17 protein-coding genes and 2 pseudogenes are annotated in these 19,607 nt (G+C 72.1%); 15 read left to right on the top strand and 4 right to left on the bottom strand.

The features are described 5' to 3' along the window. The first annotated feature begins 6 nt into the window (after positions 1-6). Both Pme01_RS00950 and dapB read left to right on the top strand, forming a co-directional pair. Positions 7-1,314, top strand: coding sequence for a M16 family metallopeptidase (locus Pme01_RS00950; RefSeq protein WP_168113124.1), 1,308 nt, complete (start codon positions 7-9; stop codon positions 1,312-1,314). A gap of 25 nt (positions 1,315-1,339) precedes the next feature. Then, a complete protein-coding gene (gene dapB, locus Pme01_RS00945) occupies positions 1,340-2,101 on the top strand; it encodes a 4-hydroxy-tetrahydrodipicolinate reductase (protein WP_275941414.1) in 762 nt (253 codons plus the stop codon). Here the strand turns inward: dapB and Pme01_RS00940 are convergent. Then, entirely contained in the window at positions 2,098-2,685 is a 588-nt protein-coding gene (locus Pme01_RS00940) for a GNAT family N-acetyltransferase (RefSeq protein ID WP_168113126.1), read from the bottom strand. The two genes, dapB and Pme01_RS00940, sit on opposite strands and share 4 nt — an antisense overlap. 162 nt (positions 2,686-2,847) lie before the next feature. Between Pme01_RS00940 and Pme01_RS00935 the strand changes: the two are divergent. Together Pme01_RS00935 and Pme01_RS00930 are read left to right on the top strand one after the other, a co-directional pair. Continuing rightward, positions 2,848-4,083 (top strand): annotated as a pseudogene (locus Pme01_RS00935) (winged helix-turn-helix domain-containing protein); the annotation flags it as partial. Positions 4,084-4,213: 130 nt separating this feature from the next. Then, positions 4,214-4,702 (top strand): DUF2752 domain-containing protein, encoded by a 489-nt coding sequence (locus Pme01_RS00930; protein WP_239087946.1) that lies wholly within the window; start codon positions 4,214-4,216, stop codon positions 4,700-4,702. Positions 4,703-4,736: 34 nt separating this feature from the next. Here the strand turns inward: Pme01_RS00930 and Pme01_RS00925 are convergent, their stop codons facing one another. Together Pme01_RS00925 and Pme01_RS00920 are read right to left on the bottom strand one after the other, a co-directional pair. Beyond that, complete coding sequence (locus Pme01_RS00925) at positions 4,737-5,546, bottom strand: DUF4097 family beta strand repeat-containing protein (RefSeq protein ID WP_168113129.1); 810 nt, start codon at positions 5,544-5,546, stop codon at positions 4,737-4,739. 52 nt (positions 5,547-5,598) lie between these two features. Further along, the gene (locus Pme01_RS00920) at positions 5,599-6,105 is read right to left on the bottom strand and encodes a hypothetical protein (RefSeq protein ID WP_168113130.1); all 507 of its coding nucleotides are present in this window, start codon (positions 6,103-6,105) and stop codon (positions 5,599-5,601) included. 142 nt (positions 6,106-6,247) lie between these two features. Between Pme01_RS00920 and thyX the strand changes: the two genes are divergently transcribed. The 3 genes and pseudogenes from thyX (at position 6,248) to Pme01_RS00905 (ending at position 9,691) form a co-directional block, all read left to right on the top strand. Beyond that, positions 6,248-6,970, top strand: a complete 723-nt coding sequence (gene thyX / locus Pme01_RS00915; RefSeq protein ID WP_205863747.1) for an FAD-dependent thymidylate synthase — start codon at positions 6,248-6,250, stop codon at positions 6,968-6,970. A 61-nt stretch (positions 6,971-7,031) separates the two neighbouring features. Beyond that, positions 7,032-7,934, top strand: a pseudogene (gene dapA / locus Pme01_RS00910) (4-hydroxy-tetrahydrodipicolinate synthase); the annotation flags it as partial. A 68-nt stretch (positions 7,935-8,002) separates the two neighbouring features. Next, complete coding sequence (locus tag Pme01_RS00905; RefSeq protein ID WP_168113133.1) at positions 8,003-9,691, top strand: ribonuclease J; 1,689 nt, start codon at positions 8,003-8,005, stop codon at positions 9,689-9,691. 33 nt (positions 9,692-9,724) lie between these two features. Here the strand turns inward: Pme01_RS00905 and Pme01_RS00900 are convergent, their stop codons facing one another. After that, entirely contained in the window at positions 9,725-10,402 is a 678-nt protein-coding gene (locus Pme01_RS00900) for a Uma2 family endonuclease (RefSeq protein WP_168113134.1), read from the bottom strand. A 119-nt stretch (positions 10,403-10,521) separates the two neighbouring features. Between Pme01_RS00900 and Pme01_RS00895 the strand changes: the two genes are divergently transcribed. The 8 genes from Pme01_RS00895 (at position 10,522) to Pme01_RS00860 (ending at position 19,470) form a co-directional block, all read left to right on the top strand. Then, positions 10,522-10,881, top strand: a complete 360-nt coding sequence (locus Pme01_RS00895; protein ID WP_168113135.1) for a DUF2784 domain-containing protein — start codon at positions 10,522-10,524, stop codon at positions 10,879-10,881. Positions 10,882-11,217: 336 nt separating this feature from the next. Continuing rightward, positions 11,218-13,551 (top strand): FtsK/SpoIIIE family DNA translocase, encoded by a 2,334-nt coding sequence (locus Pme01_RS00890; RefSeq protein WP_239087960.1) that lies wholly within the window; start codon positions 11,218-11,220, stop codon positions 13,549-13,551. A 90-nt stretch (positions 13,552-13,641) separates the two neighbouring features. After that, on the top strand, positions 13,642-15,093 hold the full coding sequence (gene rimO / locus Pme01_RS00885) for a 30S ribosomal protein S12 methylthiotransferase RimO (protein ID WP_168113137.1): 1,452 nt from the start codon (positions 13,642-13,644) through the stop codon (positions 15,091-15,093). Then, on the top strand, positions 15,090-15,677 hold the full coding sequence (gene pgsA, locus Pme01_RS00880) for a CDP-diacylglycerol--glycerol-3-phosphate 3-phosphatidyltransferase (RefSeq protein WP_168112428.1): 588 nt from the start codon (positions 15,090-15,092) through the stop codon (positions 15,675-15,677). Before rimO ends, pgsA begins: the two co-directional genes overlap by 4 nt. A 10-nt stretch (positions 15,678-15,687) precedes the next feature. Continuing rightward, a complete protein-coding gene (locus Pme01_RS00875) occupies positions 15,688-16,164 on the top strand; it encodes a CinA family protein (protein WP_168113138.1) in 477 nt (158 codons plus the stop codon). A gap of 142 nt (positions 16,165-16,306) precedes the next feature. Continuing rightward, on the top strand, positions 16,307-16,741 hold the full coding sequence (locus tag Pme01_RS00870; RefSeq protein WP_168113139.1) for a helix-turn-helix domain-containing protein: 435 nt from the start codon (positions 16,307-16,309) through the stop codon (positions 16,739-16,741). A gap of 84 nt (positions 16,742-16,825) precedes the next feature. Next, complete coding sequence (locus Pme01_RS00865) at positions 16,826-18,640, top strand: substrate-binding and vWA domain-containing protein (RefSeq protein ID WP_203935369.1); 1,815 nt, start codon at positions 16,826-16,828, stop codon at positions 18,638-18,640. Between the two features lie 17 nt (positions 18,641-18,657). After that, positions 18,658-19,470, top strand: coding sequence for a hypothetical protein (locus Pme01_RS00860; RefSeq protein WP_168113140.1), 813 nt, complete (start codon positions 18,658-18,660; stop codon positions 19,468-19,470). Positions 19,471-19,607 lie beyond the last annotated feature (137 nt).

Here is a 19,607-nt window from a genome sequence, read left to right as displayed (position 1 = left end):
GGCGATATGGCGCATACCCCTTCGGCTGACGCGCTGGGCGGCACGGTACGACGTACCGTGCTGCCCAGCGGTCTGCGCGTACTCACCGAGGCCATCCCCGCGATGCGCAGCGTCTCGTTCGGGATCTGGGTCTCCATCGGCTCCCGCGACGAGACCCCGGAGCTCTCCGGCGCCTCGCACTTCCTGGAGCACCTGCTCTTCAAGGGCACCAACCGGCGCAGCGCACTGGACATCTCCGCCGAGATCGAGGCCGTCGGCGGCGAGACCAACGCGTTCACCGCCAAGGAGTACACCTGCTACTACGCGCGGGTGCTCGACGCCGACCTGCCGCTCGCCATCGACGTGATGTGTGACCTCGTCGCGGACTCGGTCCTGACCGAGCCCGACGTCGAGACCGAGCGGGGGGTGATCCTCGAAGAGATCGCGATGGTCGACGACGAGCCCGGCGACGAGGTGCACGACCTGTTCGCCGACGCGGTCTACGGCGACGGGCCGCTGGGCCGGCGGATCTCGGGAACGGTCGAGACGATCTCGGCGCTGACCCGCGACCAGATCCACACGTTCTACCGGAGCCGGTATGCGGCGCCGACGGTCGTCGTCACCGCAGCCGGCAGCCTCGACCACGCCGAGGTGGTGGAGCAGGTCACAGCCGCGTTCGCACGGAGCCGGTACTTCGACTCCACGGGCGTACCCGCGGCGAAGCGGCCCCGCGGCCCGATCGTGCCGGTCGCCGGGCGGCGCGTGAAGGTGCAGAGCAAGGACACCGAGCAGGCGCACGTCGTGCTCGGCTGCGCCGGCCTGGCCCGCGACGACGAGCGGCGGTTCGCGCTCGGCGCGCTCAACAACGTGCTCGGCGGCGGCATGTCCAGCCGGCTGTTCCAACAGATCCGGGAGCGCCGCGGTCTCGCGTACTCGGTCTACTCGTACACGTCGCAGTACGCCGACTCGGGGCTGTTCGCCGTCTACGCCGGCTGCGCGCCGGGCAAGGTCGACGAGGTACTGGCGCTGACCCGCGACGAGCTGGCCACGGTGGCGGCCGAGGGCGTCACCGACGCCGAGGTCGCCCGCGGCAAGGGCATGCTCAAGGGCTCGCTGGTCCTGGGCCTGGAGGACACCGGTTCGCGGATGAGCCGGCTGGGCAAGGGCGAACTGCTCTACCGCGACATGCTCTCGGTGGACGACCTGCTCGCCCGCATCGACGCGGTGACACCGGACGATGTCCGCGCGGTCGCCGCCGACGTGCTCGTCAACCCGGCGTCGCTGGCGGTGATCGGGCCCTTCGACGATCACGACTTCTCCGGAATCGTCGAATAGGTCCCGGACGGCACCGTGCATTAAGTTGGGCACCGTGGACGACGAGCGTGAGCCCATCCGAGTCGGCGTACTCGGTGCACGGGGCCGTATGGGTACCGAGGTCTGCAAGGCGGTCGACGCCGCCGAGGACATGGAACTCGTGGCGATGGTGGACGACGGTGACTGGCTGTTCAACGTCTCCGACGCCGGCGCCGACGTGGTGGTCGACTTCACCACGCCCGATGTCGTGATGGACAACCTCCACTGGTGCGTCGACCAGGGCATCAACGTGGTCGTCGGTACCTCCGGCTTCAGCGAGTCGCGGCTCGCGCGGGTCCGCACGTGGCTGGCGCACAAGCCCGACCTGGGGGTCGTCGTGGCGCCGAACTTCGCCATCGGCGCGGTGCTCATGATGGACTTCGCCGCCCGCGCGGCGCGGTACTTCGAGTCGGCGGAGATCGTCGAGATGCACCACCCGAAGAAGATCGACGCGCCCAGCGGCACGGCCGTGCGCACCGCCGAGATGATCGCCCAGGCGCGGGCCGGCATGCCGCCCATGCCGGACGCGACCAAGGAGGAGATGTCCGGCGCCCGCGGCAGCCTGGTCGAGGGCGTACGGGTGCACTCGGTACGCGCCACCGGCCTGGTCGCCCACCAGGAGGTGCTGCTGGGTACCGAGGGCGAGACGCTGACGATCCGCCACGACTCCTTCGACCGCAAGTCGTTCATGCCCGGAGTCCTGCTCGCGGTGCGCAAGGTGATCGAGCGTCCGGGCCTGACCGTCGGCCTCGGCCCGCTGCTCGATTAGCCGGCCTGCGGCTCCGCCGTCAGGTCCACGTGCAGGCGCAACTGGGGTACCAGCAGGTCGTCCACGTCGAGAGCCCGGCGTGCGCCGTCGGGCTCCCAACCGGCCGAGGCGAGGAAGCCGCGGGTGGCCGGGTCGCGCTCGTACGCCCAGCCCACCGCGGTACGGAAGCCGTCCTCCCGCCACAGGTCCACGCCCGCCGACAGCAGCCGGCTGCCGTGGCCACGCCGGCCCCAGCGGGGCTCGACGAGCAGGTCGGTGATGGCAGCCACGTCCGCCGGCAGCGGCTCCTCGCCGGGGGCCAGCGCCGCCTCGTCCGCCGGACCGGTGGCGATGAAGCCGACGGGGTGCGCGGGCGCCTCGCTCCCGCTCTCGGCCTGTTCTATCGCGATCAGCACCCGGTGGCGGGGGGACGGTGGCGCGCTGATCGCCTCGCGCCACCGCTCGGTGAGCCAGCCGGGGTCCAGTTCGTCCAGCACCTGCCGCGGGATCAGCCGCCGGTAGGCGGTCCGCCAGGTGCTGAGCTGGATGCGCGCGATGTCGCCGGCCTCGTCCGGGCGCGCCGGACGGACGTACCCGAGTGCCACGGTTGGACAGCGTACGGAGGGATCGGCGCGCGAGGTCAGGCGGGTTGGAACGTGAAGCGGAGCGCGGGCACCAGGAGGCCGTCGCCGGCGTGGACGAAGCCGAGGTCGGGGAGATGGGCGGCCGACGATTTTCGTCGCACCCGCGCGCTACCCTCGGCGCCGATGACCGTCGAATCGATCTCAGCGGCGCAGGCGCGCCGGATCGCGCTGGCCGCCCAGGGCTTCGCCGACCGGCAGCCGGGCGGCGCGGTGGACCTGCGCCACCTGCGCCGGGTGCTGCGCCGCATCGGCCTGCTGCAGATGGACTCCGTCAACGTCCTGATGCGCGCCCACTACATGCCGCTCTACAGCCGGCTCGGGCCCTACTCGCCGACCCTGCTCGACCGCGTGGCCTACCGCGCGCCGCGTGAGCTGTTCGAGTACTGGGGGCACGAGGCCTCGCTGCTGCCGGTGACCCTGCACCCGATGCTGCGCTGGCGGATGGCGGGGGGCCACGAGTGGGGCGGCGTCGCCCGGATCAACCGCGAACGGCCGGACCTGGTGCGCTGGGTCCTCGACGAGGTACGGGCCAAGGGACCGCTGACCGCCGCTGAGATCTCCGACGACGTACCGGTCCGACGCGAGCACTGGGGCTGGAACTGGACGGACGTGAAAACGGCGCTGGAGTGGCTGTTCTGGCGCGGTGAGGTGCTGGCGGCCCGCCGGAACGGCTCCTGGGCCCGCGTCTACGACGTGCCGGAGCGGGTGCTGCCCCGCGCCGTGCTGGAGGCGCCCACCCCGGCTCCGGCGGAGGCTCACCGTGAGCTGGTTCGGGTGGCCGCCCGGGCACTGGGTGTCGCGGTGGAGCGGGACCTGCGCGACTACTTCCGGCTGCCGGCGGCGGCCACCCGTTCGGCCGTCGCCGGCCTCGTGGAGGCCGGTGAGCTGATCCCGGTCACCGTCGAGGGCTGGGGCCAGCCGGCCTACCTGCACCCCGAGGCCCGGATGCCCCGCCGGGTCTCCGCGGCGACGCTGGTCAGCCCGTTCGACCCGCTGGTGTGGGAGCGGGCGCGGACCGAGCGGCTGTTCGGCTTCCGCTACCGCATCGAGATCTACGTGCCGGCAGCCCAGCGGGTCCACGGCTACTACGTGCTGCCGTTCCTGCTCGGCGACCGGCTCGTCGCCCGGCTCGACCTCAAGGCCGACCGCCAGGCCGGCGTCCTGCGGGTGCCGGCCGCCTGGATCGAGCCGGCGCCTGCCGGCCGGGCCGGCCGCGGTCACCCCGCCCCGGGTGAGGTGGCCGAGGCGCTGGCCGCGGAGCTGCGCCGGCTGGCGGGATGGCTGGGGCTGGAGGGCGTGGCGCCGCCGGAGGGCGGTGACTTCGCGGAGCCGCTGACCGGGGCCCTGCGGGCGCCGGTGACGCCGGCCGGACCGGCCGCGGTCACGATGCCGGCCGACCCGGTCGGGGAGGCCGCCGGTGTACCGTGAAAACGATCGACCGCACTCCCAGATACCCGAGGTAGCGATGACCCCGATCGGTGAGCAAGCGGTGACATACCCGGCCCCGCCGCCCTACGTGGTGCCCGAGCCGAGCCGGTTCAGCCGGTTCGTCCTCCGGGTCGTGGAGCGTTCGCCGGCGTGGGCCGCGCCGGCCGCCATCGCCACCTGTTTCGCCGGCGCGGTGGGGTACGTGATGATCTCCGACCCCACCACCTCCGGCGCGTACTCCGCACCGACCTGCCTGCTCAAGCTCACCACCGGGTTCGACTGTCCGGGCTGCGGCGGCACCCGCGCGTTCTGGTACCTGCTGCACGGCAACCTGCCGCAGGCCGCCCGCAACCACGCGCTGTTCGTGTTCGCGGTGCCGTTCCTGGTGTACATGTACGTGGCCTGGTCGGCCAAGCTGGTGGCCAAGCGGGAGGTGCTGCCGGCGTTCCGGCTGTCGCCGACGACGCTGGCGGTGTTCCTCGCCGTCTGGTTCGTCTTCTCGGTGCTGCGGAACCTGCCCTGGGCCCCGTTCACCTGGCTCTACGTCTGAGGTCCACCCTCTCCCACGGTCATGGGAGGTCCGCTCACGCGGCGGCGTGCAGCTCCACGCGGTGCACGTCGATGTCGCCGCTGACGGTGCGTACCTCGAGGCTCAGCGCGGCCGCCGACTGGTCGCCCTGGCCGGTGGGCATGGCGAGGTCGGTACGGGTGTCGCCGGAGATCGAGGTGAGGTCGAGCCACACCCCGATGCCGGCCGCCACCCCGATGCTGACGTCGCCGGAGGCGGAGTTCACCCGTACCGTGCCGGTCGTCGCGGTACCCACGCTGATGTCACCGGAGGCCGTCGTGGCCCGCACCGACCCGCCCGCCTGGTTGACCACGACGTCGCCGCTGGCGGACTTGGCGTTGACGTCGACGCCGACGTACCCGACCGCGATGTCGCCGGAGGCGCCGTTGACCCGCAGCCGGCCGTCGACCCGGCCCAGCCGGACGTCGCCGCTCGCCGCGTTGGCCGACGCGTCACCGGTGACGTGCTCGACGGCCAGGTCGCCGGAGGCGCTGACGATGCTGGCGGAGCGGTAACGACCGGCCGCCCGTACGTCGGCGGAGGCGACCTTGACGGCGAGGTCGCCGTCCTGGGGCAGCCGCACCCTCACTCGTACCCGTTGGCCGCGCCGGAACAGCCAGCCGGTCACCTCCGGCGCCTCCACCACGAGGGTGCCGTCGTGCAGCTCCACCCGGGTACGGGCGGCGGCGTCGCGGGAGGCGTCGCTGCTGTCGAAGGGCGCGACCTCCACCGTCGCGTCCCGACGGTCCTCGGCGACGATCTCGGCGTCCCCGCCGGCGATGCGCAGGGACAGGCTGACCGGCTCGGGGCAGTCGAACTCGTACATCGTGATCTCCTCGAAGGGCTGGCGGGGACAGGGGGTCAGGCGGGGACAGGGGTCAGGACTGTGCGAAGCCGGTGATGCGGCGGCCGCGACCCGGTCGGGGCGGCCGCGGCGGGCCGGGCGGCGTCGGCGGCATCCCGGGTCCGGAGTAGAGCGCCCCGCCGATCGCGCGGACCAGCCAGGCGTTCACCGAGATGCCCTCGACGCTGGCGGCCCGCTCCACCTGGCTCTTGAGGTGCTCGGGCAGCCGGAGGGTGACCCGGGCCAGGTCGGCCGCGTCTCCCGCCGGCGGTGGTGGCGGGGTCGGGGCGGTGAACTCCGGCACGTCCGTGACGACGAGGTCGGCCTCGCGGCCACGCAGCCGCACCTCGACGCTGGCCGAATGCAGTCGCGTCGTGATCTCCGCGGTGGCGTCGGACAGCGCCTCGAGCAGACACAGCCGGGCCGAGGCCTCCAGCGAACCGGTGAGCAGTTCGGCGGCGCGGGTCACGTCGGGACCGCCGGGCGCGGCGGCTGCCGCGAGATCGCGGCGGAGCGCTTCAAGGTACGGGCTGAGGTCCATGGCTTCACTATGACGTCATTCATGACGTCAGTCAAGCGGCAGAGCGGCGTCATGTGGCCGCCACCCGGTCGGCGGCTAGCCTGGGTTGAGTCGTCCCGGGAAGGAGACAGTCGTGGCCGAGGTCGTGTCGCCGCAGGTGCGGATGGTCGGCTGGACACACTTCGAGGCGCCCGACGACGTGCCCTGGTCCACGGACGCCGAGGGCGGGCAGGCGCTCGCCGAGTTCGCCGGCCGGTCCTGCTACCAGTCCTGGTCCAAGCCGGTATCGGCGACCGCCACGAACGCCGGGTACCTGCGGCACCTCATCGAGGTGGGCCACCTGTCGGTGTTCGAGCACGGCGTCGCCACGTTCTACCTCACGGGCGTCTCCCGCGCCCTGGCCCACCAGCTGGTGCGGCACCGGCACCTGTCGTACTCGGAGCTGTCGCCCCGGTACGTGGCCGAGCCCGAGGCCGAGATCGTGGAGCCGGACGTCATCGCCGACGATCCCGACCTGCACAAGAAGTTCGTGGCGGCGGCGGAGGCGGGTGTACGCGCCTACCATGAGATCCTGGAGGGGTTGGAGCGGAAGTTCGCCGACGGGCAGGGAGCCACCCTACGACGCAAGCAGGCCCGGCAGGCGGCGCGGGCGCTGCTTCCCGGCGCCATCGAAACCCGCCTCGTGGTGACCGGGAACTACCGGGCCTGGCGGCATTTCGTCGCCGTCCGCGCCACCGAGCACGCCGACGTGGAGATGCGGCAGGTCGCGGTGGCATGCCTGCGGGAGCTGCAGCGGGTGGCGCCCAACGTGTTCGGGGACTTCACCATCTCCGCGCTCGCCGACGGTACGGAGATCGCGGCGAGTCCATACGCGTGGGAGGCGTGATCCAAGTGTGGATCTTTAGGTCGAAGATCGACGGTGACGGTGGCACGCTAGGTTGTGGGCTATGACCCGGAGTGCCCCCGACCCGCGCCGGCCGTTCGGCCGCCTCGTCACCGCCATGGTGACGCCGTTCCACCCCGACGGCTCCCTCGACCTCGACGGAGCCGCGCGGCTGGCCACCTACCTCGTCGACGAGCAGGACAACGACGGTCTCGTGGTGAACGGCACGACGGGTGAGTCGGCCACGACGACCGACGCGGAGAAGGACGCGCTGCTGCGGGCCGTCCTGGAGGCCGTCGGAGACCGGGCCCAGATCATCGCCGGCGTCGGTACCAACGACACCCGCCACACCGTCGAGCTGGCCCGCGCGGCCGAGAAGGCGGGGGCGCACGCCGCTCTCGTGGTCACGCCGTACTACAACAAGCCGCCGCAGAGCGGCCTGATCTACCACTTCACCACGGTTGCCGACCAGTGCGGCCTGCCGATCATGGTGTACGACATCCCGGGCCGTACCGGCGTCCCGATCGAGACCGAGACGATGGTGCGGCTGGCCGAGCACGAGCGCATCGTGGCCGTCAAGGACGCCAAGGGCGACATCGTGCAGACCGCCTGGGTGACCAGGCGGACCGACCTGGCCGTCTACTCCGGCGACGACAAGCTGACGCTGCCCCTGCTGGCGGTGGGCGCGGTCGGCGTGGTCGGTGTGCCGACCCACCTCTTCGGTCGCCGTACCAAGGAGATGATCACCGCGTACGAGGCGGGCGAGGTCGCCCGAGCCCTGGAACTGCACCACGAACTGCTGCCGGTGTTCGAGGGCTTCTTCCGTACCCAGGGCGTCATCCTCACGAAGGCGGCGCTCATGCTGCAGGACCTGCCGGCCGGGCCGGTCCGCCCGCCGCTGTGCGAGGTGGGCCCAGCCGAGATCGCCCGCCTGCGGGAGGACTGCGCCGCCGCCGGTCTCACGCTCGGCGATGCCGTACGCGCGGCCGCCATCGAGGCCCACGCGCTGACCACGCACAATCTGGGAGTCGACCAGTGACCCTGGCACATCAGGACCTGGCCCCACCACCGCCACTGGCGAAGGGCGCGCTGCGCGTCACCCCGCTCGGCGGCCTCGGGGCGATCGGGCGCAACATGACCCTCTTCGAGTACGACGGCAAGCTACTGGTCGTCGACTGCGGGGTGCTCTTCCCCGACGTCGACCAGCCCGGCGTCGACCTGATCCTGCCCGACTTCTCGTCGATCCTCGACCGGCTCGGCGACGTCCAGGCGATCGTGCTGACCCACGGCCACGAGGACCACATCGGCGCCGTGCCGTACCTGCTGGCGCACAAGAAGGACATCCCGCTCGTCGGCTCGCAGTTCACGCTCGCGCTGGTCGAGGCGAAGCTGGCCGAGCGGCGTATCCAGCCGTACACGTTGACCGTGCGTGAAGGGCAGAAGGAGCGGCTGGGCCCGTTCGACCTCGAGTTCTTCGCGGTCAACCACTCGATCCCGGACGCGCTCGCGGTCGCCATCACCACGCCGGCCGGCACCGTGCTGCACACCGGTGACTTCAAGATGGACCAGTTGCCGCTCGACGGGCGCCTGACCGACCTGCCCGGCCTTGCCCGGCTCGGCGCCGAGGGCGTCGACCTGCTGCTGTCGGACTCGACCAACGCCGAGGTCCCCGGCTTCGTCACGCCCGAGCGCGAGATCGGCCCGGTGATCGACCGGATCTTCGACCAGGCCCGCGGGCGGATCATCGTCGCGTCGTTCGCCTCCCACGTCCACCGGGTGCAGCAGATCTTCGACGCCGCCGCCGCGCACGGCCGGAAGGTCGCGCTCATCGGCCGGTCCATGGTCCGCAACATGGGCATCGCCCGCGACCTCGGTCTGCTGCGCATCGAGCCCGGCCTCATCGTCGGGCTGGACGAGGCGACCGCCCTTCCGCACGACGAGATCGTGTTGATGTCGACCGGTTCGCAGGGCGAGCCGATGAGCGCCCTCGGCCGGATGTCGACCGGCGACCACCGGCACATCACCATCGAGTCCGGCGACACGATCGTACTGGCCTCCTCGCTGGTCCCCGGCAACGAGACCGCGGTGTACCGGGTGATCAACCAGCTGTCCCGGGCCGGCGCGACCGTGATCCACAAGGACGTCGCCAAGGTGCACGTATCCGGCCACTCCGCAGCCGGTGAGCTGCTGCTCCTGCTCAACGTGCTCAAGCCGCGCAACTTCATGCCCGTACACGGGGAGTGGCGGCACCTGCGCGCCCACGCCCGGCTGGCGATCGAGTCCGGCGTGCCCGCCGACCGCGTGGTGCTGTGCGAGGACGGCGACGTGGTCGACCTCGTCGACGGCAAGGTGAGCATCACCGGCCACATCAAGGCCCGGTACGTGTACGTCGACGGCCTGGCGGTCGGCGACGTCGGCGAGTCGCTGCTGACCGAGCGGCGGATCCTCGGCGACGGCGGCTTCATCGCCGCGACCGTCGTGGTCGACTCGGTGAACGGCAAGGTCGTGGGCGGCCCGACGGTGTCCGCGAAGGGCTTCTCGGAGGACCCGGCCGTCTTCGACGCGGTGCTGCCCATCGTCACCGAGGCGCTCGACCGGGCCGCGCAGGACGGGATCAGCGACCCGCACCAGCTCCAGCAGATCGTCCGTCGCACCGTGGGGCGCTGGGTCAACGAAAAGTACCGCCGCCGGCCGATGATCGTACCGACGGTCGTCGAGGTCTGAGGTTTTTCTGTCGCACGGCGGCTGACGGCGTAGCTACACCGTCAGCCGCCGTGCGGTGGAGACCGGGACCGGGGTCCGCTCCGGGTGACCGTCGGATTGAGGTCGGGACCGGCGTCCGACCAGCGCGGCCGGGTCCAGCGTGAGGGTCAGCAGCTCCCGGCGGCCGACCATGAGTGGTAGCGCGGCCGGCTCACCGGCCGGGTGCAGCGTGGTACGCCAGTTGCCGTCCTCGCCCAGCATCCGCACCACGATCGCCGGCACCGGGCACAGGTGCTCCCACCAGGGCCGCAGCTCCACCCGCCAGTAGCACGGGATGCCGGCGGCGGTGTACAGCCACTTCTTGGTGACCCGACCGGCGGTGGTCGACGGCGGCGACACCACCTCGACGACCGTGTGGACCAGCCCCGCCGGGATGCCGCGCGGCGCGGCGTCGGGATCGGCCGTCGTGACGAGCAGGTCCGGGATGGGGCCGTCGCCGTTGGGCAGCCGCAGCGCGCTGTTGCGGATCACCTCGACGTCCGGGGGCAGTGCGGCCGCGACGAGGGTACGCAGGCGGTCGGCGGCCAGGTTGCGCCGTGGCTCTGCGGCGGCGGACACGACCAGGTCACCCTCCAGTACCTCGTACCGCAGATCGTTGTCGGGCAGCGCGAACAGAGTGTCCACGGTGAACGGTGGCCGCAGCCGTTCGGAGTGCGCTCCCGGTACCGCCAACGCCGTTCACCTCCCCACCGGGGAGTATGCACCGAGCCGGGTGGATCCGCCCGGCCCGGCCCCGGCGTGGCGCCATCTGTCGATGGATTCGCCGACGGTGCGAGCCCTACGCTGGGCGTATGCCCTACCGGCTGCTGGTCACCGCGATCCTCGTCGCGCATGCCGCGTTCGTGGCGTACGTGGTGCTGGGCGGCCTGCCCGCGATCCGGTGGCCGAAGCTGTTCTGGCCGCATCTCGTCGCGGCCGGCTGGGGCCTGCTCGTCGTCGCCGTCCCGCTCACCTGCCCGCTGACCCGGGCCGAGAACTGGGCCCGGGTACGGGCCGGGGAGGCGGTGTCGAGCAAGGGCTTCATCGACCGGTACATCGAGGGCGTGCTCTACCCGGCGCGGTTCACCGAGGCGCTGCACGCACTGATCGCGGTGGTCGTGCTCGGCTCCTGGCTGCTCGCGTACCGGCGGTGGCGGTCCGGGCGAGGGTGACGACCCGCATACCCGGCGACGGCGCGCCTACGGTCCTCCATGGACCGGCGCCGCTACGGTGACAGCGTGGCGAGCCGTACCCCTCAGACGAACCGCCGCGCGAGTACCCCCGCGCGTGCCGGCGCGTCCAAGCGTGCCACCCCGAAGAAGACCACCACCGCGACCAGGGGCGCCGCGACCAGGGGCACCGCGGCCCGGGGCGGTACCGCGGCGCAGGCCCGCAAGACCGCGCGGCAGCGGGAGACCCTGGCCCGCCAGCGCGCCGCCGCGGTGCGCCGCCGCCAGTTCTACGCCAGCGGGCTCGGCCTGATCGCCTCGGCGTTCGTCGCCATCTGGATGGGCCTGGCGCACGCGCTCGGCTGGGTCGCGCGCGGGCTGGGCCGGCAGGCGGCCACCGCCAAGGAGTTGGATCCGGAGCACCGCCGCGACGGCGGCGGGCTGGCGATGATCGGGCTCGCGCTGGTCCTGGGCATCGCGATCTGGGGGAACTCCGGCGGCCCGGTGGGGCAGTGGCTGTCGGGCGTCACCCGTACGCTCTTCGGCTCGATCTCGCTCGCGCTGCCGTTCCTGCTGATCGTGGGCGCGGTCCGGTTGATGCGGATGCCGGACGAGGAGGAGACCGGCCGGGGCCGGGTCATCGTCGGCTGGACGGCGCTGTTCCTCGGCTCCGCCGGCCTGTTCCACCTCGGGTTCGGCCGGCCGAGCGCGCCGGCGCAGATGGACAAGGCCGGTGGCCTGCTCGGCAGCGCCAGCGGCGGGCTGCTCGCGGCCGCGGTGAGCCCGTGGGCGGCGGTCCCGCTGTTGATCATGCTGAGCGTGTTCGGCCTGCTCGTGATCACCGCGACGCCGGTCAACCAGATCCCGTACCGGCTGCGGCAGTTGCGGGACCTGGCGATGGGCGTACCGCCGGCCGAGGACGTGCTCGACGAGGACGTCAGCGCTGACGAGGAGGCAGCCGGGGGCGGGCTCCGACGCCGCCCGTCGCGCCGCCGCAAGGTCGACGACCCGGTCCTCGCCGAGGCGGCGCTGGACGCGGCGCTCACCGACGACGCCGAACGCCGGGAGACCGGGGACAGCCTCGCGGCGTACGAGACGGTCGCCCTGAACCGGGTCGACAAGCCCAAGGAGAAGCAGCCCAAGCCGCCGCCGGAGCACTCGCCGCCGCCCACCCGGGCCGAGCAGTTGGCGCTCACCGACGCCGACTACAAGCTGCCGCCGCCCAACCTGCTCACCAAGGGCGACGCCCCGAAGGCCCGTACCCGGGCCAACGACGAGGTGATCCACTCCCTGCAGGGGGTGTTCGAGCAGTTCAACGTGGACGCGGCGGTCACCGGCTTCACCCGCGGCCCGACGGTCACGCGGTACGAGGTCGAGGTCGGCCACGGCGTGAAGGTCGAGCGGATCACCCAGCTGACCAAGAACATCGCGTACGCGGTGAAGTCGCCAGACGTGCGGATCATGAGCCCGATCCCCGGCAAGAGCGCGGTCGGCGTCGAGATCCCCAACCTCGACCGGGAGAACGTGACGCTCGGCGACGTGCTGCGGTCCCGCGAGGCGACCTCCGACCACCACCCGCTGGTGGTCGGCCTCGGCAAGGACATCGAGGGCGGGTACGTCACGGCCAACCTGGCCAAGATGCCGCACATCCTCATCGCGGGCGCCACCGGTGCCGGTAAGTCCTCCTGCCTCAACTCGCTGCTGGTGTCGCTGCTGACCCGGGCCACCCCGGACGAGGTGCGGCTGCTGCTGATCGACCCGAAGCGGGTCGAGATGACCTCGTACGAGGGGATCCCGCACCTGGTCACGCCGATCGTGACGAACCCGAAGAAGGCCGCCGACGCCCTCGACTGGGTCGTACGCGAGATGGACATGCGCTACGACGACCTCGCCGCGGCCGGCGTGCGCCACGTCGACGACTACAACAAGAAGGTACGGGCCGGGAAGATCACCGCCCCGCCCGGCAGCGAGCGCGTGATCCGCCCGTACCCGTACCTGATCGTGATCGTCGACGAGCTCGCGGACCTGATGATGGTGGCGCCGCGCGACGTCGAGGACTCGGTGGTACGCATCACCCAGCTCGCCCGCGCCGCCGGCATCCACCTGGTCCTGGCGACCCAGCGGCCCAGCGTCGACGTGGTCACCGGCCTGATCAAGGCGAACGTGCCGTCCCGGCTGGCGTTCGCCACTTCGTCGCTCGCGGACTCCCGGGTCATCCTCGACCAGCCCGGCGCGGAGAAGCTGATCGGCCGCGGCGACGCGCTGTATCTGCCGATGGGCGCCTCCAAGCCGATCCGGGTGCAGGGCGCGTGGGTCGACGAGCGGGAGATCAACGCGGTCGTCAAGTTCTGCAAGGACCAGCGGGAGCCGGAGTTCCGGGAGGACGTCACCGCCGCGCCGGAGAGCGAGAAGAAGAAGGTCGACGAGGAGATCGGCGACGACCTCGACGTGTTGCTCCAGGCGATCGAGCTGGTGGTGACCTCGCAGTTCGGCTCCACCTCGATGCTCCAGCGCAAGCTGCGCGTCGGCTTCGCCAAGGCGGGCCGGCTGATGGACCTCATGGAGACGCGGGGCGTCGTCGGCCCGTCGGAGGGCTCGAAGGCCCGCGACGTCCTGGTGAAGCCGGATGAGCTGGCGGAGATCCTGGCCAACCTGCGCGGCGAGGACTCCTGAAGACTTCTCCGTGCCCGGACACGGAAGAATTTCATGATCATGGAGACAGCGGGTGCGGGCGTTGCGTGGCGACCTCGGTACCCTCGGAGCATGTCGAAAACTCCCACCGGCGACCGTCGCGTAGCCCTGCTCACCCTGGGCTGCGCCCGTAACGAGGTCGACTCGGAGGAGTTGGCCGCCCGGCTGGCCGCCGGTGGCTGGCGGGTGAGCACCGACGGTGCCGACGCCGACGTCGTCCTCGTCAACACCTGCGGCTTCGTGGCCTCCGCCAAGCAGGACTCGATCGACACCCTGCTGGCCGCCGCCGACACCGGTGCCAAGGTGGTCGCGACCGGCTGCATGGCCGAGCGGTACGGCAAGGAGCTGGCCGACAGCCTCCCCGAGGCCGATGCCGTGCTGGGCTTCGACCACTACCCCGACATCGCGGACCGGCTGTCGGAGGTGCTCGAGGGGCAGAAGATCGAGTCCCACGTGCCCCGCGACCGGCGTACCCTGCTGCCGCTGACCCCGGTCGAGCGGCGCGGTACCGATGTGGTGGTGCCCGGCCACCTGGCCGTCGACGAGCACACCCCGGCGCACCTGCGGGGGGTCCTGCGCCGGCGCCTCGACGGCGGACCGGTCGCCTCGCTCAAGCTCGCCTCCGGCTGCGACCGCCGCTGCGCGTTCTGCGCGATCCCGAGCTTCCGTGGCGCCTTCGTCTCCCGTACCCCCGACGAGATCCTGGCCGAGGCGGAGTGGCTGGCCGGCTCCGGCGTCCGCGAGCTGGTCCTGGTCAGCGAGAACTCCACCTCGTACGGCAAGGACCTGGGCGACCCGAGGCTGCTGGAGAAGCTGCTGCCCCAGCTCGCCGCGGTCGACGGCATCGTGCGGGTACGCGCCTCGTACCTCCAGCCGGCGGAGACCCGCCCCGGCCTGGTCGAGGTCATCGCCACCACGCCCGGCGTCGCGCCGTACTTCGACCTGTCGTTCCAGCACGCCAGCGAGCCGGTCCTGCGCCGGATGCGCCGGTTCGGCTCGACCGAGCGGTTCCTGGACCTGCTCGCGTCGGCCCGGGCACTCGACTCCGAGATCGGTGCCCGGTCCAACTTCATCGTGGGCTTCCCCGGCGAGACCCGCGACGACGTCGAGGAGCTGGTGCGCTTCCTGGAGGCCGCGCGGCTGGACGCCGTCGGCGTGTTCGCCTACAGCGACGAGGACGGCACCGAGGCTGCCGGCCTGCCGGGCAAGGTCCGCGCCGACACCATCCGGCGGCGGTACCAGAAGGTCACCGACCTCGTCGAGCAGGTGTGCGCGCAGCGGGCCGACGAGCGGGTGGACTCGATCGTGGAGGTGCTGGTGGACACCGTCGAGGGAGACGACGTGGAGGGCCGGGCGGCGCACCAGGCGCCCGAGGTCGACGGTTCGACCACGCTGGTGGCCGGCGGGCTGGAGCTGTCGACCCTGCGCCCCGGCGACCTGGTCGCGGCCCGGGTCACCGCCGCCAGCGGCGTCGACCTCGTGGCCGTACCCGAGAAGGTGTTGTCGCCGGCGGGTCGACCGTGACGGTCGAGCCGTCATCGGCGCGGGCCCGTCAGGTACCGCTGCTCAACGTCGCCAACGCCCTGACGGCTCTGCGGATGGCACTGGTACCGGTCTTCCTGGCGGTCACGGTCACCTCCGGGATGACCCGGCCGGGCTGGCGGATCGTCGCGTGCGTGACGTTCAGCGTGGCGTCGCTGACCGACTTCGTCGACGGCTGGATCGCGCGTACCTGGGACCTGGTGACCTCGTTCGGCAAGGTCGCGGACCCGATCGCGGACAAGGCCCTCACCGGCACGGCGCTGGTGCTGCTCTCGGCGTACGGCCAGCTGAGCTGGTGGGCGACCTCGATCATCCTGGTCCGCGAGCTCGGGGTGACCGCCCTGCGGTTCTGGGTGATCCGCCACGGCGTGATCCCGGCGAGCCGCGGCGGCAAGGTCAAGACGGCACTGCAGATCCTCGCCATCGCCTGGTACCTGCTGCCGCTGTCCGGGCCGGCGGCGCAGGCGGGCCAAGGGGTGATGTGGTTGGCGGTCGTGGTTACGGTGATCACCGGGATCGACTACGTCGCCCGCGCGCTGCGGCTGCGGCGCGCGGCGTCAACGTGAGTGGAGTGGGATGACGGAGCTGGCGCGACCGGTACTGCGGCTGCTGCTCGAGCGGCGGGAGACCCTGGCGGTGGCGGAGTCCCTGACCGGGGGCCTGCTGTCGGCCACGATCGTGGACATCGCGGGCGCGAGCACGGTGTTCCGTGGCGGGCTGGTGGTGTACGCGACCGACCTCAAGCGCGAGCTGGCGGGCGTACCCGCTGACCTGCTCGACGAGCGCGGCCCGGTCGACCCGGACGTGGCGCTGGCGCTGGCCGACGGCGCGAGGCGGGCCTGCGGCGCCGACTGGGGCCTGGCGACCACCGGCGTGGCCGGACCGGAGCCGCAGGCGGGCGTGCCCGTAGGCACGATCTACCTGGCCTGCCGGGGACCGGCCGGGGGAGAGGTGCGGGGCATGACGCTCGACGGCAACCGCGCCGAGATCCGGGCCGGCGCCGTGGCGGCCGCCCTGGACCTGCTCGCGGAGACGCTCGCCGGCACCGGCTGAACCGTCGTACTCCCGGCCGACGAGGGTCCGCTTTTCGGGGGAGAGGGTCGGCAAGGGAGGGTGTCGTCGGAGCATAAACCGGGTACCGTTGCATGACTGGGTACGCCCCGTACACGGGGAGTTCTGAATAGGGGGGTGTGCGATGGTCCTGCTCCGTCGGGTGATTGGCGATGCGCTCCGGGCGCGGCGCCAGTCCCAGCAGCGCACCCTCCGGGAAGTTTCGACCGCGGCCAACGTCAGTCTGGGCTACCTCTCCGAGATCGAGCGCGGTCAGAAGGAAGCCTCCAGCGAGCTGCTCTCCTCGATCTGCGACGCGCTCGGTGCCCAGCTCTCTGAGGTGCTACGCGAGGTCAGCGACACCATGGCGCTCGCCGAGCAGATGGCGGGCGTGCTCGTGCCGGTCGACCAGCGTGCCGCGGAGAGCGCTGCCGCGCCGCGTGCCCGTGCGTCCAAGGCCAAGGTCACCGATGGCCGCGTCTCTGTGGCGGTGAGCCACGACGGTCCGCTCAAGACCACGCTGCGCGCCACCCGCGCGGGTCGGCAGTCGTCTGACCGCGACGTTGTCTGTGCCGCCTGACGATCCACATCCTCGCCTCCACCTGCCACACTGAGGGTTCCTTCGGCCGGTGTGGACCGGTCGGCTCCTTCGGAGGCGACACTGGTGGTGTTAGAGACCTCGCCGCGGCGGCGCAGCCCGCTGCCGCTCGTCATGGCCGTCGTGATCGGCCTGGCTGCGATCATCGGGATCTACCTGGTGCTCAAGCCGGGCGGTAAGAGCGGTGGCGGAGCGGGCGCGAGCCGTGGCGACTGCGTCGCGCTCACCGTCGCCGCCTCCAGTGAGAAGTCCGCCCTGCTGACCGAGCTGGCCACCGGCTACAACTCCAGCGACCGGACGTTCGGCGGCCGGTGCGCCGACGTGAAGATCGTCAGCAAGGCCTCCGGTGCGGCGATGGAGGCCCTCGCGGCGGGTTGGGACCCGGCACGGGACGGCGGGCCCCCACCGCAGGTGTGGACCCCGGCCGCCTCGTCCTGGGTGTCGCTGCTGCGCCAGCGCGCCGCCAGCGGTGACCGTGCCACCCTGGTCGGCGACGCCAAGCCGGCGTCGATCGCGCAGACCCCGCTGGTACTTGCGATGCCCAAGCCGATGGCCGAGGCGCTCGGCTGGCCGGGCAAGCCGCTCGGCTGGTCGGACGTGCTGGGCCTCACCAACGACCCGAAGGGCTGGGGCGCGGTGGGCCACCCCGAGTGGGGCAGCTTCCGGCTGGGCAAGACCAACCCGCACTACTCCACCTCGGGGCTCAACGCGACCGTCGGCTCCTACTTCGCCGCCACCGGGCGCTCCAGCGACCTCACCGCGGCCGACCTGGCCGACCCCAAGGTCGGGGACTTCGTCAAGGGGGTGGAGGCGGGCGTCGTCCACTACGGCGACACGACGCTGACGTTCCTGAGCAACCTGGCCGCCGCCGACGCGCGCGGCCAGGGGATGAACTACATCAGCGCGGTGGCGGTCGAGGAGAAGTCGGTCTACGACTACAACCAGGGCAACCCCACCGGCGACCCCAAGCTCGCCGGCAAGGGACAGAAGCCACGGGTACCGCTCGTCGCGGTCTACCCGAAGGAGGGCACCCTCGTCTCGGACAACCCGTACGTGGTGCTCGCCACCGCCAGCGACGAGCAGAAGGCCGCCGCCGAGGACTTCCTGAAGTACCTGCAGTCACCCGAGCGGCAGCGGCGCTTCACCGACGCGGCGTTCCGTAGCTTCGACGGCAAGCCGGGCAGCGTCCTGTCGCAGGCCAACGGGCTGCTGCCCGGCCAGGAGCTGAACGCGCTGGACGTGCCCGCCTCGGCGGTGCTGGACAAGGCCCTCCAGACCTGGGACAGCCAGCGCAAGCGGGCCCGGGTGCTGCTCGTCCTCGACGTGTCCGGCTCCATGGGCGACCTGACCTCCAACGGCAAGTCGAAGCTCGAGGTGGCCAAGCAGGCGGGGCTGCGGGCGGTCGACCTGTTCGCCCCGGACGACGAGGTCGGACTGTGGACCTTCTCCAGCGAGGTGCGCGGGGCGAGCACCCCGTACACCGAGCAGGTGCCGATCGGTCCGGTCGCCGCCAACTCGGGCCGGCTCAAGCAGACGATCAACTCCATGGCCGCGGACGGCGGCACCGCGCTGTACGCGACGACCCGCGCGGCGCAGCAGAAGCTGCTCTCCGCCGCCACACCGGACCGCATCAACGCGGTAGTGCTGCTCACCGACGGCAAGAACGAGTACAACAAGGACAGCGACCTGAACGGTCTGCTGCGTGATCTCGACGCCTCGAACCTGGAGAACTCGGTCCGGGTCTTCACGATCGCGTACGGGGACAAGGCCGACCTGGACACGCTCAAGCGGATCTCGTCGTCCTCACGGGCGGCGGCGTACGACGCGCGCAACCCGATCAGCATCGACAGCGTTCTCGTCAACGTGATCAGCAACTTCTGACGGGTCGACGGATGGCTGTGAGGCAACATCTGACCGAGCCCTGGGGCATCGTCGCCGCGGGGCTGCTCGGTGGGCTGGGCGCGGCCGTCACCGGTGCGCTGGCCCCGGCCGGGCTGCTGGTCGGCGTACCGGTCGGGCTCGGCGTCGCGGGCGTGGTCTACGCGGTGCGGGTGGGGCTCGGCGTGCTCACCGACTCCGGCACACGACCGTCGCCCGCGTCCGAGTCCGATCCCCGGCTGCCCGTACCGCCGCGGGGCAGCGACGCCGAGCGGTGGCTGCGCCGGGCCGAGCGGGCGGTCGACACGCTGCGCCGGCAGACGGAGTCGCCGCGCGACCAGACGCTGCGCGGCCAGATCGGCGACGTCGACGACCAGGCGGCCGGGGTGCTGGCCGACCTGCGGCGGTTCGCCGGCGAGGTGACGCTGCTCGAGCAGACGATCGCCACCATCCCTGGAGAGCGGCTGCGCCACGACCACACCGCGATCCAGCGTGGGCTACCCGGGCTGCCGGCCGGCCCGCTGCGTGAGGAGCGGGAGCGGGCCCTGCGGGCCGTCGCCGACCAGTTGGAGGTGGCGCGCCGGCTCGCCGACGCCCGGGAGACGCTCCTGGCCCGGATGCAATCGGCAGCCCTCGGGCTGGAGGGCCTGGTGACCCGGGTGGCAGAGCTGCTCGCGCTGCACGCCACCACGGGCGGCGGGATGCTGACCACGACCCGGCTCGCCGAGCTGACCGGCGACCTGGAGGGAATGCGGGCCGGCCTGGCCGAGGTCGAGCGGCTGTCCCGGACGGCGCTCGGCTACGACGTGGGCGGGCTGCCGCCCACGTCGTAGCCGTCTTCCCCGCAATCCTGGAGAGTTTGGCACCACTATCGGTGCGAAAGTCTCCAAGATCCGTGCCGGATCCGCGGTAGGGCCCGTGACGCTCTGGCGCGTACCTGCGACGATGGAGGCACGTTCACACGAGAATT

This window comes from Planosporangium mesophilum, assembly GCF_016863255.1.
Classification (GTDB): Bacteria; Actinomycetota; Actinomycetes; order Mycobacteriales; family Micromonosporaceae; genus Planosporangium; species Planosporangium mesophilum.
Note: the sequence above shows the minus strand (reverse complement) of the source record. Positions and strands in the feature narration are given on the sequence as shown.

Coding starts and splice junctions, on each gene's coding strand:
- Pme01_RS00950 (WP_168113124.1), top strand. CDS start 7: ATGGCGCATACCCCTTCGGCTGACGCGCTGGGCGGCACGGTACGACGT.
- Pme01_RS00925 (WP_168113129.1), bottom strand. CDS start 5,546: ATGTACGAGTTCGACTGCCCCGAGCCGGTCAGCCTGTCCCTGCGCATC.
- Pme01_RS00920 (WP_168113130.1), bottom strand. CDS start 6,105: ATGGACCTCAGCCCGTACCTTGAAGCGCTCCGCCGCGATCTCGCGGCA.
- thyX (WP_205863747.1), top strand. CDS start 6,248: ATGGTCGGCTGGACACACTTCGAGGCGCCCGACGACGTGCCCTGGTCC.
- Pme01_RS00895 (WP_168113135.1), top strand. CDS start 10,522: ATGCCCTACCGGCTGCTGGTCACCGCGATCCTCGTCGCGCATGCCGCG.
- Pme01_RS00890 (WP_239087960.1), top strand. CDS start 11,218: ATGGGCCTGGCGCACGCGCTCGGCTGGGTCGCGCGCGGGCTGGGCCGG.
- rimO (WP_168113137.1), top strand. CDS start 13,642: ATGTCGAAAACTCCCACCGGCGACCGTCGCGTAGCCCTGCTCACCCTG.
- Pme01_RS00875 (WP_168113138.1), top strand. CDS start 15,688: ATGACGGAGCTGGCGCGACCGGTACTGCGGCTGCTGCTCGAGCGGCGG.
- Pme01_RS00870 (WP_168113139.1), top strand. CDS start 16,307: ATGGTCCTGCTCCGTCGGGTGATTGGCGATGCGCTCCGGGCGCGGCGC.